We start from the raw sequence: 14,446 nt of genomic DNA, 5'->3' as shown, positions 1-14,446 counted from the left end.
CTCCGTTTTTCAATATGTACTTCCCCACAAGCAAATAGTTTGTGGTTAATGGAGCTAACTCGAAAACTATTTGAGGTAGCTCCATCTAATAAATGTCCAGATATACAGTGAATTAATTTAGCTCTGCTTCCTTTATCACGGTCTCTTCTTTAACTCCATTGCCGCCCGTACATGTCCTTCTGATTGTGCCAATAATTGTTCCGCTTCTTCATACGTTGTTGCCATCAAAAGCATGATAATGGCTGGTTTCACTTTATAATCAGTTTGCACCAATACGCTTTCAGCCTCTTTATAGGAAACATTCGTTGCATCACAAACAATCTTTTTCGCACGTTCACGTAATTTAAAATTACTTGCATGAACATCCACCATTAAATTTTTATATACTTTTCCCAGTTTGATCATTGTTGTAGTTGTAATCATATTAAGAATTTGTTTATGGGCAGTTGCCGCCTTCAGTCTTGTAGATCCCGTTAAAATTTCTGGACCTGTCATGACCTCTATCGCTATATCTGCATATTCACTAATCATTGATTGTGGATTACTCGTTAAGCTTACCGTTGTAGCACCCATTTGCTGTGCATAAACAAGTGCACCTTTTACAAATGGGGTTCTTCCACTTGCGGCAATACCTATAACAATATCCTGCGTTTGCAAGAAACGATTTTCTAGAGCTTCTTGTCCTAAAGCTTCATTATCCTCTGCACCTTCGACAGCGACTACGACTGCGTCTAAGCCACCTGCTAACACCGCCTGTACGAGCTCTGATGATGTACTGAACGTCGGTGGACACTCGACTGCGTCTAATAAACCTATACGACCACTCGTCCCTGCTCCTACGTAAAATAATCGCCCCCCATTTTTTATCGCTTTGATAACTACTTCAATCGTCCGCTCAATGTCAGGTAACACTTTAGCAATGGCTTGTGGAATCTTTACATCATCTTCGTTCATGAGCTGTACGATTTCCGTGATAGACATTAAATCTAGGTTAGTCGTTTTTGGATGATAGCCTTCTGTTGTCAACTTTGTCAATCGATCCATCGAAGTCAGATCCCTCCTGCCTCAAATTCATTATCTGATTTACACTAGCTTCTTCTGTTATGGAAGGGATGTCGATTTAAAGTTTGAACATACCCTTATTCTTTTCTCTATTTCACTTAGCTTACGTTGTTCCTCACTTAACTGCTCCTGCTGTTAACCCTTCCATAAACTGTTTGGATGCAATGAAGAACAACACAATCATAGGCAACGACGCAAGTGTTAATCCTGCAAATAACGAACCCCAATCCGCAGAATGTTCTCCAAATAAAGACATCATCCCAACTGGAATCGTGCGCTTTAACTTATCAGTAATGAAAATAAGAGGGAAGAAAAAATCATTCCAAGCAGCAATAAAATTAATGATCACTACTGTTCCAAGCGCTGGTCTCATTAACGGTAGCACTACATGCCAGAGCACGCGCAGATTACCAGCACCATCAATACGTGCAGCCTCTTCTAGCTCATACGGCATTGTCCTGAAAAATCCCGTTAAAATGAGCATGGTTAATGGAATGCCTGTCGCGATATTCATAAAAACGAGCGCCCACAATGAATTAATAAGCCCTAAATCACGCATTAAAATAAATAAAGGCACAATCCCAAGCTTAATGGGAATCATCATTCCTAATAAGAAGATAAAAAACAATGCATTATTCCACGAGAATTTAAAACGTGCAATATAGAAGGATGCCAATGAACAAATTACGACAATCAATACCACCGATACGATGCTCACAAAGACGCTATTCATAAAATACGTTGTAAATGGAATTTTAGACATCAACGTACGGTAGGTATCTAAGCTAAAGCTAGTCGGTAACCCTAAAGGATTTTTGTAAATTTCAACACTTGTCTTAAAAGATGATAACATCATTAATATAATGGGATATAAACTAATTGTCGCTATGACAAATACCACAATATAATAAAATGACCGACTCCAAATTGTGCCCTGCTTCATCGATTCACCCCCTACATCTGCACGTCTTTTTTATTGGTAAATCGTAAAAATACCGTCGTACAAATCAAAATGAATAAAAATAATACCGTGGCTAATGCCGAGCCTAAGCCAATCGCTGTCGTACCTGATGCGGTTGAACTACCAAATGCTAAACGGTAAAAGAATACTGCCAGTGTATCTGTTGAATAATAGGGTTCTCCCATTGACCCCTGCATAGCATAGACAAGCTCAAAGGCTTCAAATGATTGAATGAAGGTTAACACGCCCATAATCGTAATGGAAGGTACCATTAACGGCAGATATATGGTACGCATTAACGTGAAGCCCTTTGCCCCATCTAACCTCGCTGCCTCTATTAACTCACCAGGAATACTCTGAAATCCAGCTAAGAAAATAAGTACCCCAAAGCCGAGTCCAAACCAACAGTTTACTAAAATGATGGCTATCAAAGCCGTATTGGGATCACCTAACCATGCACGTTGTAAGCTCTCCAAGCCAATTTTCTCTAAAATGATATTCAATGTACCAAAATTCGGATTTAAAATAAGCTTCCATAAAAATCCTACAACTATGACTGATAATAATCGCGGTAAAAAAAAGGCCACTTTAAAAAACTCCGCACCTTTTATTTTTTGATAAATAATAAAAGCTAACAAAAGAGCGAGACCATTCATAACGACCATTTGTACGACAAAATACAACACATTATGTTTGAAAGCGTTCCAAAACATAGACCCATAAGGCTCTGTCGTAAATAATGTCACGAAATTTTGAAAGCCTACAAAATCTCCTCTCGACATACCTTTCCACTCGAAAAAACTATAGGACAGAGCCGCTAAAATCGGATATAACACAAACATGCCGTATATCACTAATGCTGGGATTGGAAACAAATGTATCGTCCACTTTGCCCAAGATTTTTTCTTTTTTGAAGGCGCAACTGTCACTGTTTTCAATATTAAACACCCCCCTGTCGTCTTAGACGGTAAGACCCCACCCACTTCTGCAGAAGTGCTAGTGGGGTCATCATAAAAAATCAAAAACTGTATTAAATGTCTCTATTGTTATTGCCTTTTCTATTTTTGGAATGGTACGAACCAAGTTTTTGCATTGTCCTGCACTTTTGCCGCAACCTCTTCTTGCTTCACTTGACCTAAATACATTCCTTGTAATTCCGTTTCAAGTACAGTCTTGGTTGTCGGATCCCCACCAGTAAAGTTGGTTACCCACATGTATGGTGTTGCTTCATTCTCCGTTGATTTACTTAAATCATTTAATAATGTGTTGTCAGATGAAATGCCAGGAATTGCACTGATCATTGAGAATTCCTTGACGAATAACTCACCAAATTCCTTTGTAGTTAAAAACGCTAAAAATACTTTAGCTGCTTCCTTATTTTTGGACTTTGCATTAATCGCAAAAGAACCATCCACCCAAGTTGTCACTGTTTTATTACCCGTTTTGGATGGAATCGGGAAGTAGCCGAAATCTAAATCTGGATTCATTTCTAACACGACTGGAATCTCCCAGCTTCCTAAAGGAAACATTGCTGCTTCCTCCAGCGCAAAGAGTGTGCGAATATCATCCATCCCTAATCCCTCTGAATTTGCAGGGAAGTACTTTTTCAAGTCATTCATCACTTGAATAGATTCTATGAATGCTGGATCCGTAAAATCCTTTTCACCTGCAAGTACAGCCTTGTAGAAATCATTTCCTTCATAAATAGCTGGTCCGACAATACCGTGTAACAGTGATAATAGCCAGCTTTCCTTCGTTCCCATCGCAATCGGTGTAATACCTTTTTCTAGTAATGTATCATTCAATTTAATAAAGTCATCCCAGGTTTTCGGTATTTCAAGGCCATTATCTGCGAAAATCTTTTTGTTGTAGAAGAACTGTGTGGAACTTACATTAATCGGGACGCCATATTGGTTGCCTTCCGCATCTTTTGAAGCAATTAATGCTGCTTCTGGGTATGTGCCTAAGCCTTGTAAATCGTTAATCTTTTCTACGAAGCCCGCTTCAGCTAACTTTAGACCCGCTGCGTACGGACGTAAGTGAAAAATATCTGGCCCTTCTCCCGCCTGTAATGCTGTGTTAAGCACTGTGTTGTATTCTGTATTTTTTGTTGGATTAAAAGAAACTTTTATTTCAGGATGTTTCTCATTGAATAAGGCAATGACTTTTTCGTATTTGGCAACGTCCTCTGTCCGCCAACTACCAATCGTTAATGAAACCTCTTCATTTGTATTGTCATCCGTATTTGTAACAGGTACTGTCTCTTTTGCTGGTTCTTCAGTTGAAGAACAGCCTACTAAAGCCGCTACTATTAACAAAAACATCATAAACAACCATCTGTTTTTCATAACCATCATCCACCCTTCATGTAATTAGTTCTTCAAATATCATCGTATGAATTTTTTCTCTAATCTCCATAAAGCCTCTGTCTCTACCATAATGAACAGCGTTTGTTAATAAAATGACGAAAGCCTTTTTCACCGGATCCATCCAAATACTTGTGCCCGTAAATCCTGTATGTCCAAAAGAACCCCTAGTCCACCTCCTACCAAAACAAGATGATGAATCATTGCCATTCCAAACTTCAAAGCAAAGCCCTCTGTTATCCATTATTTTTGTATAGGCTAAAGTCATCCAATCCAATGGTATGACCGACTGCTGAGAAATGCCTAACCAATACTGTGCAAAAGCTGCTAAATCTTCTGCACATGAAAATAAACCTGCACTGCCAGATACTCCTTGAAGTAGCAGCGCCTTTTCATCATGTACAATGCCCTGTACAAATTTACTGTCAACCATTTCTGTTGAAGCTGCTTGCATTCGTTGCTCTTTTAACAGCTTATACTGTGTATGATGCATTCCCCACGGCTTAGCAATTTCTCTATCTACGAAATAATCAAGAGATTTCCCTGAAACCCTTTCGATTATTTTGCCTAATAAAATCATACCCAAATCACTATATAGGACTTGCTTGCCCGGTTGAGCGATTACTTCTGAAGATAATACTTCCTTCATCACATCCCGTTGATGATGTCTTCTTACTGGTGGAACTAAATCAGCTACCAGTCCCGAGCTATGCTGTAAAAGATGCTGGATATTTACTGTAGGAAATTTAAACTCTGGCAAAAAAGTCTGTACTGTATCTGTGAGCTTTATTTCACGCCTACTAAGCAATAACAAAGTCGCGGGCAATGTCGCCACGATTTTCGTCAATGATGCCAAATCAAATAATGTATTGGTGGTTACTTTTTGTGTACTTAAATCTGCAGCACTATAGGCTCCAAAGCTTTGCGTCATAATGCGTTTGTTTTGTTGTTGTATGATTAGGACACCACCAGGGATCTTTCCCTCCAAAACTAAACTATTCATGTATGCACGAACCATATTAGCACCCCATATACATAATTCTTAATTTTCTGTAAATTAATAATATAAAATAAAATGATAAAGAACAACACAATTTTTAAAATATTTTTTTATAAATTTATGCATATTGTCAATTTTATCTCCTACATGCAAATTAAAAGAGTCAGCCTTCTACATCGATTTATGTCGAGTTAAAAGGTGACTCTTATTTGTTTAACAATCATTTCTTTCTAATTTTTTTACTATTTTTCAAGATATGACTTTGCCAGCTTAGTTAATTCTGGCGCGCCAATATTACCTCTAATTTCAAAGGTTATGATATGTTCACTATTTGTTTCAACTAACATCGTAATCCTTTTCCCATCTTCACCTAAATCATCTAATATCGCTATTACTTCTTGATTTGATAAGGATAATACTTCAGCACTTTGTGGGAGCATGAATTGAACTTTCATCTCCTGTTCATTTAACATCTGCTTGCTTCTCTCATCTAACTCTTGTCTTGCATAAGCCCATTTGTCGCCATCATGAAAAATATCCCAATATGCCCCAAAAGCTCCTGTACTGCTAAGAACACCAGTAGTTTGCTCAAGAGGCATCGCAAAATTTACAGGTCTTAGAATTTTAAAGGGCGCTATTTTTTCTGATTCCTTTAGAGTTGCCTGTTCATAAGTTTGAAGATAATCGGAGTAAAACTCATATTTCAGCCAAGGAATAGCATTTTCTTCATTTACCGGCTGAATTGGTGCATCCTCTTTTACCAATTCAATATTATTCCACTTCATGAAGAAGTTTGCACCAACAGGTGTTGCTATTAACAATAATAGACAAGCAAGCAATCCTACTTTAGGAATCGTAAATTTTTTTGACCTTTTATTGTTGTGCTTATAAACTGCCCAAATGTCATTAAATTCAACTGTGGTTTTTTTCTCTTGCACTTGTGACTTTAATAACTGTTGAACAACCTTCCCATCATGCTTCATAAATATGGCCTCCCATCATCAATAAATCTTCTTTACATGCATGGTTCAACTTTTTAATAGCATAATGCAATCGTGATTTACAGGTTCCTAGTGGAATTGACAAAATTTCTGACATTTCCTTCAAGCTAAAGTCATTGAAGTAAAATAAAATTACAACTTCTTTATATTTTCTAGGTAATTTGTTAATAGCATCCCATAGCAATTTCTCGGTTTCTTTTTTTATTAATACTTGTTCAAACGATCGACTGTCATTTTTCTCGTTCTCTGGTAACAGATCACTAAAAATAAGCCATTTTTGCTTTCTCTTTAGTTCCCTAAATGTATTAACAACAATTTTATAAACCCAAGGCTTTATCGGCTTGCTTTCATCAAAGGTTTGATAATGCCTATATATCCTAATAAATGACTCTTGCGTAATATCATCCGCTAGGGCTTGTGAACGTGTAAGCATATAGGCGGTTTTAAAAATATAATCTGAAAACTGATGAAACAGTTCCTCTGCTCTCTCGCGAGAAATATTCTCCATTATGAATCCCCCCTTTTTGTATTCATAGACACTATGCATCGAAAGTAGAAAAGGTTCAATTTCCATTTTATTGTAATTATGTACAAATAAAAAGAGCTACTCTCCAGAAAAAATGGAGAAGTAACTCTTCAGTCTTAAAGATCAGCTACCTGTGCGCTAACTGCTTTACTGTTATAAACTTCTGTATCTAACTCTTTTGTCACACGTGCTGTTGCAACACCTGCTGTCATCGAACCACTTACATTAAGTGCTGTACGACCCATGTCAATTAATGGCTCAACCGAGATTAAAATACCTGCAAGTGCTATTGGTAAATCAAGTGCTGATAATACTAGGATGGCTGCGAATGTTGCCCCACCACCGACACCAGCAACACCAAACGAACTGACTGCTACTACTGCAATAACAGTAATGATAAACACAGGATCTAGCGGATTAATGCCCACTGTTGGCGCAATCATGATCGCAAGCATAGCTGGATAAACACCCGCACAGCCGTTTTGACCAATCGATAAGCCAAATGAACCTGAGAAGTTGGCAATCCCTTCTGGTACACCAAGTCGACCTGTTTGCGTTTTAATATTCATCGGTAACGCACCCGCACTGGAACGAGAAGTAAAGGCGAATAATAATGTTTCTGCTGATTTTTTTAAATACGTAAATGGATTTAAGCCACTTAACGAAATGATTAGTAAATGGACAAGTAACATAATGATTAAAGCTACATAAGAAGCAATTACAAATTTACCAAGATTATAGATTGCACCGAAATCCGATGTTGCAACTGTACGGGCCATGATCGCTAAAATACCATATGGTGTTAAGCGTAAGACAATTGTTACGACACCCATTATTAGTGCATAGATTGCATCTAGTCCTTTTTTAATGGTAGCGCCTGTTGCTTCATCTTTACGTGCTACACGTAAATAGGCGAAACCTAAGAATGCTGCGAATATAACAACAGCAATTGTTGATGTTGAACGAGCACCAGTTAAATCAAGGAATGGGTTCGCTGGGAACAATTCGATAATTTGGGTAGGTAAATTTGGTGCCGTCATACCACTTGTTTTTTCTTCGAGATATGCACCACGTTCTGTTTCAGCATCACCGTGCATTATTTGTGTTGCATCAAGATCAAAAATTGTTGCTGAAAGAATACCAACCCCAGCTGAGACAGCTGTTGTACCAATTAAAATGGCTAAAATAAGTGCTGCCATTTTCCCAAAATTTTTGCCGATAGTCATTTTTGTAAAGGCAATTAATATTGAAATGAATATTAACGGCATTGCGACCATTTGAAGCAATTTAACGTAACCGCTACCAATAATGTTGTACCAAGGTGTTGTTTCGGCTAAAACTTCCGAATCAATACCGTAAAATAATTGTAAGCCAAGACCGAGTGCGATACCCAAGCCTAGACCAGCAAAAACACGATTTGAAAATTTTACGTGTTTTTTATTCATGACATATAAAATTCCAACGAACACAAGCAATATGGCTACGTTGAGAATGACTTGTAAAGTTGACAATTGAAAGCCCCCTAAGATGTTTTATTATAATGTATTCGAATTATATACCGACAATACCTATTAATCAAGTATGTTTTATTCAGTTTGATAAATTCCCTAAATGTAAGCGGTTCATTCCCTCTGATTATGCCCCTATAACGGAAGATAATGAATGTAGTTTAACAATAAACCTTTTTTCAGGGAAGTTGGGAGAATAATTTATTATGGAGAAATTACAAGATAAAATAGCGATTATTACAGGTAGTGGTGCTGGTATCGGCAAAGAAATCGCACGTAAAATGCACAAGAAGGTGCGAAAGTTGTCATTGCAGACTTTAATGACAACGCTCTAAGCACGACTGTTGCCGAATTTAACGAATCTAGTTATGGAGCTTTTGGTGTGACAGGAAATGTAGCAATTGAAAAAGATGTTCAAAAAATGATTGCTGAGACAGTTGCTCATTTTGACCGTATAGATATTTTAGTCAACAATGCAGGAGTTGGTGACAACATGCAGGTAGCTACAAATGTGGAAGATACGGTATGGCAACGCGTCATGGACATTAACGTAACAGGGATGATGCGGGCTATTCGCCAAGCCTTGCCAGTGTTTATCGAAAATGGTGGCGGAACAATTGTCAATATGGCATCAATTGCTGATTTAACAGGTGGACGTGGTGGTCTAGCTTATACTACTGCTAAACACGCTGTTGTTGGCATGACAAAAAATATCGCCTCTCATTACGGCACACAAAATAGTCGTTGTAATGCCATTGCACCAGGTTATGTAGAAACAGTTTTGCAGCAGCGATGACCAACGTAGATCCATTCGGAATGGAGCAGTCTGTTCGTGGCGTAAGCTTAATGCCTAAAGCAGGACAGGTTTCAGATATCGCCAATATTGCACTATTCCTTGCTTCTGAAGATTCTGGCCTAATAGATGGTGTAGCAATAGCTGCTGATGCGGGCTGGAGTGCTTACTAGCTCAAGAAGATTTTCATAGAATTCACAAACTTTTTTATACTCAGTCTACGAAAAGAAACCTGCCTCGTTTAATGGACAAGGTAGGTTTCATTTTCATTGATAAGATAACAGCTTCCTGCTATTTTCTTACATTGTTTTTTTATGCGTGTGACCGCATCTGATAATTGTTCAACGGAGTCAAATTGCTGATGTTCATTTGTAATGACCGCAATAGAAAGTGAAGTACAAGTGAAGGGCTCTAACTTACCTAATCTATTTGGAACTTGTAAATGTACGATATCTTCAAGTTCGTAAAACCCTAAGATTTGCGAATCAAAGTCGTCAATTACCCTTTGACAAATAGTCTTGACCTCATAATGCGGAAGAATGGCAACAAAATCATCACCGCCAATATGCCCGAGAAAATCGTTTACGCCAGCTATATTCCTTTTCAGTGTATCCGTCAAATATCGTAGAATTTTATCACCCTTATTAAAACCATAGGTGTCATTATAGGATTTAAAATGATCTAAATCAAAATAAATGAGGCTGTATTGCTGAAAACTTAAGGTCTCTTCTAACTTGTCATCTATTAATTTATTGCCTGGTAAACTACTAAGGGGGTTTAAAAAACTTGCAATGGCTACCTGTGTTTCTACCAGCTTCAATAATAGTTCTCGAATGCTGACAACACCAAAGAAACAGTTATCTTTCGTCACAATCACATCATCATATAAATCTTCTGCTCGTCGTTGCATCGCTTCTGTACTTACCTCTGTAATAGGTGTGAAACAGTCCACAATTAGTGGATTGTCTTTAGTAATAAGCTGATTTTGTCGACCCATAAATAAATTATAGCCATAACGTGTACCAATCTTTTGATAGAAATGTGTGCGTGTAATATGTCCAATTGGTCTACCTTCTTGTACAACCACAACACTACGCAATGACGGATTACTTGTAAAAAGTAAATCTACCTCTTTATTTTTCACATATTCATCAATACAAGGAACTTTCTCTATGACTTCCCCTATTTTCATAGTCACCCACCCTTATTTCCCCCAAATGTATGTCCTTTGCGGGCTTCCCTAACGCATATCCTTGTGCGTAATGGATGCCGATTTGATGTAAATAATCGAGTTCCTCTTGACGTTCAATGCCCTCTGCTATGATTTTTGTTTCAGCTTGTACAGCATACTTCATTAACAATGTGACGAGCTGTTGCTGTTCACTGTTTTTATCGATACATTGAATTAACGAGCGATCCAGCTTGATGAATTCTGGCTTTAAATAAATAAGCGTTTTTAAGCTATTATAGCCAGAACCTACATCATCCACAGCAATACGATAGCCCTGTGAACGATAATTTGATAATACACGTTCAAACTCCACAAAATCTATGACTGCGCTACGCTCTGTCAACTCAAAAACAACCTGCTGCGGTTTGATGCCTAGTTCCTTTAACAATTGTAATGTTTCACCGCTATGATACTTTTTATCTAGTAATACATTGGGATGAATATTAAGAAAAAGCATAAAATCTTTGTTCAACAAATCTCCATGTAATCGTTCTTTGAAACGCTGCAATGATAGGTTACGACAAAAGCATTCAAATAAAAAAACACAGTCTGTTTGCCCAACAAATTCATAAAAAGAATCGACACTGCTAAATAACTCTGAGGTCTCTGGTCGGTTTAACGCCTCAAATCCCATTGTTTGCTTCGTTTGTAAATCAACAATAGGTTGAAAATACGTATGTAAATCCTTGTCCTGAATGATTTTTTTCAATGCTTTTAATCGTTTCATAAATAAAGTATTGTTTTGATGCTGATCATAGATATATTTTATATAGGAAAATAAATTGCTTGATCTTACACTTTGTCTCACAACAGACTCCATACTGGCACCTCTTAAATTGGTTATTAATAGCTATTGTACGCTTTCATTGTAAATGTACTGTGAATAACATGTAAAAAGAAGAAGTGCTAGTACTCCTAACGAAGTAAGAAATGGCTGTCGCTAGAATTCTTCACGGCTTACTTTTGCCGTAGAAGTCAGCAGATTTTTTAACATTTATTATTTTATCGGCGATTTCAAGGATTCTATCAGCGATACTAATAGTATTTTCTCGCCAAGTACTTTTATAATAAGTACTATAAGCACAATTATCAGAAAGGTTGCTAGATTCTCTAATGAACGTAAAAAACTTTTTGCAACTCCCTATTACCAAAGATTTTTCAGTTGTTGCAGGTAGCAATGGTTTACATAAACCTGTCCAAAATGTTGAAATTCTAGATTTTGAGTTTTCGCCTGATATTCAAACTGTGAGGGAAACTATTTTCACACCAAATAGCGTTATCCTAAGCAGCCTCTTATTCGCTAAACAACAACCAGCCTATTTAATGAATGCTGTAAAAAATCTAATCCAACTAGAAGCTAGTGCTTTAGCTTATAAACCTGTCATTTATAAGGATTTGCCAGAAGAAATTCTTGCTTTGGCAGATGAACATGATTTCCCAATATTACGCTTCGGTGGAGATGAATTTTTTGAAAAAATCATTTTAGAAACAATGGCTTATGCGAAAACACAAGACTATACATTCTTTTTAGAAACAATCATGAGACGTCTGATTGAAGAAGAAGTATCGGACGAGCAAATAAAAACCTTTCTACAACAAATGAATAAAGCTTTTGAAAAGTATGTGTTCGTAGCAAATATCCAAATGAAGCAAATTGTAAATACACAATGGATGCAAACCTTTTTTAACTTAGAGCCTCTCTTAAAATCGGGCATTATCTGTACTTATAAAAAAAGCATTTTTATCCTAATGACCAGCCAATCTCAGCAGCTTCAATTTGAAAAACTACTGAACGAATGGCTAACAATGTATGCTATTTCAACAGACAATCTCTTCATTGGTTATAGTGATGTTCACTTAACACAAGCGGAGCTTCACCTTGCTGTTCGGGAAGCCTACTTTTCTCGTATTATGGCAGAAATTGAAATGACCTCTACTTGTCATTACAAAAATCTCGCATCTGATTGTCTGCTCATTGAATTGCATCGTAAGGATGTACAATTTGCTATGAATTATGTAAATAATTACTTAGGTCCCTTACTCGAGAACAAGGTTGACCCTGATTTAATGAACACAGCAGTTACCTTTGTGATAAAAAAAGGCAACATAAAGGAGGTAGCCGTAGCACACTTCTGTCATCCTAATACCATACGCTATCGCATGACAAAAATACGACAATTAATAGCTCCTTTAGAAAATGATTATGTATTTTATGAACGCTTATCGACAGCCGTTAAATTGTACTTACTACATAGCAAAGTTGAAGAATAAACTTAAGCTTTGGAATAAGTACAAAAAAACGCCTGAATATTTAGAATTACAGTCAAATTAATTTCTTCCTTCACATGCTATCCTTATTTAAGTCAGGAGGAAGAAAGATGAAACAATACATAGCTGATGGTATGCTACTTGTTACTGCAATTGTTTGGGGTAGTGGATTTGTGGTAACTGCCATTGCCTTAGAATATTTAACAGCCTATCAAGTGATGGCAGGAAGGTTCTTATTAGCTTCAATTATTCTCACAGTTTTATTTGGATTCAGGTTAAAAAAGGCTAGAAAATCAGTTATATGGAAAGGTATGCTATTAGGCACCATATTATATATTGCTTTTGCCCTTCAAACTGTTGGTTTACAATATACAACACCATCTAAAAATGCATTTTTAACCGCTGTTAATGTCATCGTTGTACCAATCATTGCCTTTGCCGTTTATAAACGTCGTATTGATGGCTATGAAATAATAGGTTCGATTATGGCTATTGTAGGAATCGGTTGTTTATCTTTGCAAGGGTCTATGACGATGAATATCGGCGACATCTTATCATTAGCATGTGCAGTTGCCTTCGCTTTTGATATTTTCTGTACGAATCTTTTCGTTCAAAAAGAAGATGCGATCGCACTCACCATTATTCAATTCGTAACAGCTTCGTTCATAGGAATCATGGTGGTACTCAGTAAAGGCGAAATCCCAGCTACACTTGAAAAAGAAGCCATTTATTCAATTGTCTATTTAGCCATTTTCTCAACTACCATAGCTTACCTGTTTCAAAATGTGGCAAATCAATATACCTCAGCTACAAAAGCAGCCATTATTCTTTCGACCGAATCCTTTTTCGGTATGGTATTATCGGTATTATTTTTACATGAAGTGTTAACAGGCCGTATGATTATGGGTGCAGTGCTAATTTTACTGGCTATTCTAATCGCAGAGATCAAACCGGCCTATCCCAAAAAACGGATGATAAATAGCTCTCGGAAATCCATATAGATATTTTTCGCAAAGTCAAAATATATAAATAGTTCCAGTTGGTGGAGCTATTTTCTTTGTCTCTAATGATGATTACCGCTAGTAACAATACTCGTGGTAATCCCAACTACTAATACTGTAATTATAGAAAGCAATAATGTACTAGAGGACAAAAGGAACCCTCCAAATACAATAACGATTGAATCAATAAAAAAGATGAGTACCCCAACATTGATGCCTGTTTTATCGCATAGAAACTGAGCTATAAGATCCGTGCCACCAGTGCTTGTCTGAAATCGAAGCATCAAGCCAATACCAAAGCCAACAAGTATACCTCCCAAAATCGCACTATAGACAGCATCGATTTCAACCATGCCGCGAACTGGCTTTAACAAATCAATGATAAAAGAAGAACCGATTAATCCATGCACACTATTATAGAAGTAAGCCCTATATTTAAACCAAGCAATAATAAAAATTGGAATACTTAAAATGATAATCATCAAACCAATTTTTAGTTTATATAAATAGTGCAAAATTAAAGCTAAACCCACAACTCCTCCATCTAAGATTTCATAGGGCGTTAAGAATAAATTGATACCTAACGATAAAGAAATACTACCGATAATAATGACTAAGCCTTTCTTTAGAAAAAGCATACCAACCTCCCTCCGAGCACTGAGCATGTACTATATTATGAAAGAATGGAATTGAACAGACTTTACTCCAAACAAAAATTACTTTGCATCC

The 14,446-nt window shown here is 37.0% G+C and carries 16 protein-coding genes; 5 read left to right on the top strand and 11 right to left on the bottom strand.

Annotated elements, in window-relative coordinates; translation table 11 throughout:
• Window positions 1-135: 135 nt before the first annotated feature.
• The 8 genes from murQ to ACQKII_RS20835 all read right to left on the bottom strand — a co-directional run bounded on the left by murQ (window position 136) and on the right by ACQKII_RS20835 (window position 8,427).
• Complete coding sequence (murQ, locus tag ACQKII_RS20870; protein WP_427462384.1) at window positions 136-1,044, bottom strand: N-acetylmuramic acid 6-phosphate etherase; 909 nt, start codon at window positions 1,042-1,044, stop codon at window positions 136-138.
• Between the two features lie 133 nt (window positions 1,045-1,177).
• Window positions 1,178-2,005, bottom strand: coding sequence for a carbohydrate ABC transporter permease (locus ACQKII_RS20865; protein ID WP_427462383.1), 828 nt, complete (start codon window positions 2,003-2,005; stop codon window positions 1,178-1,180).
• 11 nt (window positions 2,006-2,016) lie between these two features.
• Window positions 2,017-2,865: a carbohydrate ABC transporter permease gene (locus ACQKII_RS20860; protein WP_427462407.1), complete on the bottom strand. Its 849-nt coding sequence runs from the start codon at window positions 2,863-2,865 to the stop codon at window positions 2,017-2,019.
• Window positions 2,866-3,081: 216 nt separating this feature from the next.
• The gene (locus ACQKII_RS20855) at window positions 3,082-4,371 is read right to left on the bottom strand and encodes an ABC transporter substrate-binding protein (protein WP_427462382.1); all 1,290 of its coding nucleotides are present in this window, start codon (window positions 4,369-4,371) and stop codon (window positions 3,082-3,084) included.
• A 16-nt stretch (window positions 4,372-4,387) separates the two neighbouring features.
• The gene (locus tag ACQKII_RS20850; RefSeq protein WP_427462381.1) at window positions 4,388-5,407 is read right to left on the bottom strand and encodes a serine hydrolase domain-containing protein; all 1,020 of its coding nucleotides are present in this window, start codon (window positions 5,405-5,407) and stop codon (window positions 4,388-4,390) included.
• Window positions 5,408-5,631: 224 nt separating this feature from the next.
• On the bottom strand, window positions 5,632-6,372 hold the full coding sequence (locus ACQKII_RS20845) for a hypothetical protein (RefSeq protein ID WP_427462380.1): 741 nt from the start codon (window positions 6,370-6,372) through the stop codon (window positions 5,632-5,634).
• The gene (locus ACQKII_RS20840; protein ID WP_427462379.1) at window positions 6,362-6,898 is read right to left on the bottom strand and encodes an RNA polymerase sigma factor; all 537 of its coding nucleotides are present in this window, start codon (window positions 6,896-6,898) and stop codon (window positions 6,362-6,364) included. The genes ACQKII_RS20845 and ACQKII_RS20840 overlap by 11 nt, the downstream gene beginning before the upstream one ends.
• A gap of 134 nt (window positions 6,899-7,032) precedes the next feature.
• Window positions 7,033-8,427 (bottom strand): L-cystine transporter, encoded by a 1,395-nt coding sequence (locus ACQKII_RS20835; protein WP_427462378.1) that lies wholly within the window; start codon window positions 8,425-8,427, stop codon window positions 7,033-7,035.
• Between the two features lie 203 nt (window positions 8,428-8,630).
• On the opposite strand from ACQKII_RS20835, the gene ACQKII_RS20830 reads away from it, so the two are divergent.
• Genes ACQKII_RS20830 through ACQKII_RS20820 form a run of 3 tightly spaced genes read left to right on the top strand, consistent with a single transcriptional unit; the run spans window position 8,631 to window position 9,390 of the window.
• Window positions 8,631-8,759, top strand: a complete 129-nt coding sequence (locus ACQKII_RS20830; protein WP_427462377.1) for a hypothetical protein — start codon at window positions 8,631-8,633, stop codon at window positions 8,757-8,759.
• Window positions 8,732-9,220: an SDR family NAD(P)-dependent oxidoreductase gene (locus ACQKII_RS20825; RefSeq protein WP_427462406.1), complete on the top strand. Its 489-nt coding sequence runs from the start codon at window positions 8,732-8,734 to the stop codon at window positions 9,218-9,220. The genes ACQKII_RS20830 and ACQKII_RS20825 overlap by 28 nt, the downstream gene beginning before the upstream one ends.
• Window positions 9,217-9,390 carry an SDR family oxidoreductase gene (locus ACQKII_RS20820; RefSeq protein WP_427462376.1) on the top strand — a complete coding sequence of 58 codons (174 nt, stop codon included), beginning with the start codon at window positions 9,217-9,219 and terminating at the stop codon, window positions 9,388-9,390. Before ACQKII_RS20825 ends, ACQKII_RS20820 begins: the two co-directional genes overlap by 4 nt.
• A gap of 68 nt (window positions 9,391-9,458) precedes the next feature.
• On the opposite strand, the gene ACQKII_RS20815 is transcribed toward ACQKII_RS20820, so the two are convergent.
• Both ACQKII_RS20815 and ACQKII_RS20810 read right to left on the bottom strand, forming a co-directional pair.
• Window positions 9,459-10,409, bottom strand: coding sequence for a GGDEF domain-containing protein (locus tag ACQKII_RS20815; protein ID WP_427462375.1), 951 nt, complete (start codon window positions 10,407-10,409; stop codon window positions 9,459-9,461).
• Entirely contained in the window at window positions 10,369-11,268 is a 900-nt protein-coding gene (locus ACQKII_RS20810; RefSeq protein WP_427462374.1) for an EAL domain-containing protein, read from the bottom strand. Before ACQKII_RS20810 ends, ACQKII_RS20815 begins: the two co-directional genes overlap by 41 nt.
• Before the next feature lie 293 nt (window positions 11,269-11,561).
• Here ACQKII_RS20810 and ACQKII_RS20805 point away from each other — a divergent pair, with 293 nt between their 5' ends.
• Together ACQKII_RS20805 and ACQKII_RS20800 are read left to right on the top strand one after the other, a co-directional pair.
• Window positions 11,562-12,719, top strand: coding sequence for a PucR family transcriptional regulator ligand-binding domain-containing protein (locus ACQKII_RS20805; protein WP_427462373.1), 1,158 nt, complete (start codon window positions 11,562-11,564; stop codon window positions 12,717-12,719).
• 107 nt (window positions 12,720-12,826) lie between these two features.
• Window positions 12,827-13,717, top strand: a complete 891-nt coding sequence (locus ACQKII_RS20800; protein WP_427462372.1) for a DMT family transporter — start codon at window positions 12,827-12,829, stop codon at window positions 13,715-13,717.
• A 62-nt stretch (window positions 13,718-13,779) separates the two neighbouring features.
• On the opposite strand, the gene ACQKII_RS20795 is transcribed toward ACQKII_RS20800, so the two are convergent.
• On the bottom strand, window positions 13,780-14,355 hold the full coding sequence (locus ACQKII_RS20795) for a YitT family protein (RefSeq protein ID WP_427462371.1): 576 nt from the start codon (window positions 14,353-14,355) through the stop codon (window positions 13,780-13,782).
• Between the last annotated feature and the right edge of the window lie 91 nt (window positions 14,356-14,446).

The organism is Lysinibacillus sp. NPDC048646 (genome assembly GCF_050272295.1).
GTDB lineage: Bacteria > Bacillota > Bacilli > Bacillales_A > Planococcaceae > Lysinibacillus.
Note: the sequence above shows the minus strand (reverse complement) of the source record. Positions and strands in the feature narration are given on the sequence as shown.

What these genes read in the sequence shown, in the direction of transcription:
- murQ (WP_427462384.1), bottom strand. Translation starts at nt 1,044, where the DNA reads ATGGATCGATTGACAAAGTTGACAACAGAAGGCTATCATCCAAAAACG.
- ACQKII_RS20865 (WP_427462383.1), bottom strand. Translation starts at nt 2,005, where the DNA reads ATGAAGCAGGGCACAATTTGGAGTCGGTCATTTTATTATATTGTGGTA.
- ACQKII_RS20860 (WP_427462407.1), bottom strand. Translation starts at nt 2,865, where the DNA reads ATGTTTGTGTTATATCCGATTTTAGCGGCTCTGTCCTATAGTTTTTTC.
- ACQKII_RS20855 (WP_427462382.1), bottom strand. Translation starts at nt 4,371, where the DNA reads ATGAAAAACAGATGGTTGTTTATGATGTTTTTGTTAATAGTAGCGGCT.
- ACQKII_RS20850 (WP_427462381.1), bottom strand. Translation starts at nt 5,407, where the DNA reads ATGGTTCGTGCATACATGAATAGTTTAGTTTTGGAGGGAAAGATCCCT.
- ACQKII_RS20845 (WP_427462380.1), bottom strand. Translation starts at nt 6,372, where the DNA reads ATGAAGCATGATGGGAAGGTTGTTCAACAGTTATTAAAGTCACAAGTG.
- ACQKII_RS20840 (WP_427462379.1), bottom strand. Translation starts at nt 6,898, where the DNA reads ATGGAGAATATTTCTCGCGAGAGAGCAGAGGAACTGTTTCATCAGTTT.
- ACQKII_RS20830 (WP_427462377.1), top strand. Translation starts at nt 8,631, where the DNA reads ATGGAGAAATTACAAGATAAAATAGCGATTATTACAGGTAGTGGTGCT.
- ACQKII_RS20820 (WP_427462376.1), top strand. Translation starts at nt 9,217, where the DNA reads ATGACCAACGTAGATCCATTCGGAATGGAGCAGTCTGTTCGTGGCGTA.
- ACQKII_RS20815 (WP_427462375.1), bottom strand. Translation starts at nt 10,409, where the DNA reads ATGAAAATAGGGGAAGTCATAGAGAAAGTTCCTTGTATTGATGAATAT.
- ACQKII_RS20810 (WP_427462374.1), bottom strand. Translation starts at nt 11,268, where the DNA reads ATGGAGTCTGTTGTGAGACAAAGTGTAAGATCAAGCAATTTATTTTCC.
- ACQKII_RS20805 (WP_427462373.1), top strand. Translation starts at nt 11,562, where the DNA reads ATGAACGTAAAAAACTTTTTGCAACTCCCTATTACCAAAGATTTTTCA.
- ACQKII_RS20800 (WP_427462372.1), top strand. Translation starts at nt 12,827, where the DNA reads ATGAAACAATACATAGCTGATGGTATGCTACTTGTTACTGCAATTGTT.
- ACQKII_RS20795 (WP_427462371.1), bottom strand. Translation starts at nt 14,355, where the DNA reads ATGCTTTTTCTAAAGAAAGGCTTAGTCATTATTATCGGTAGTATTTCT.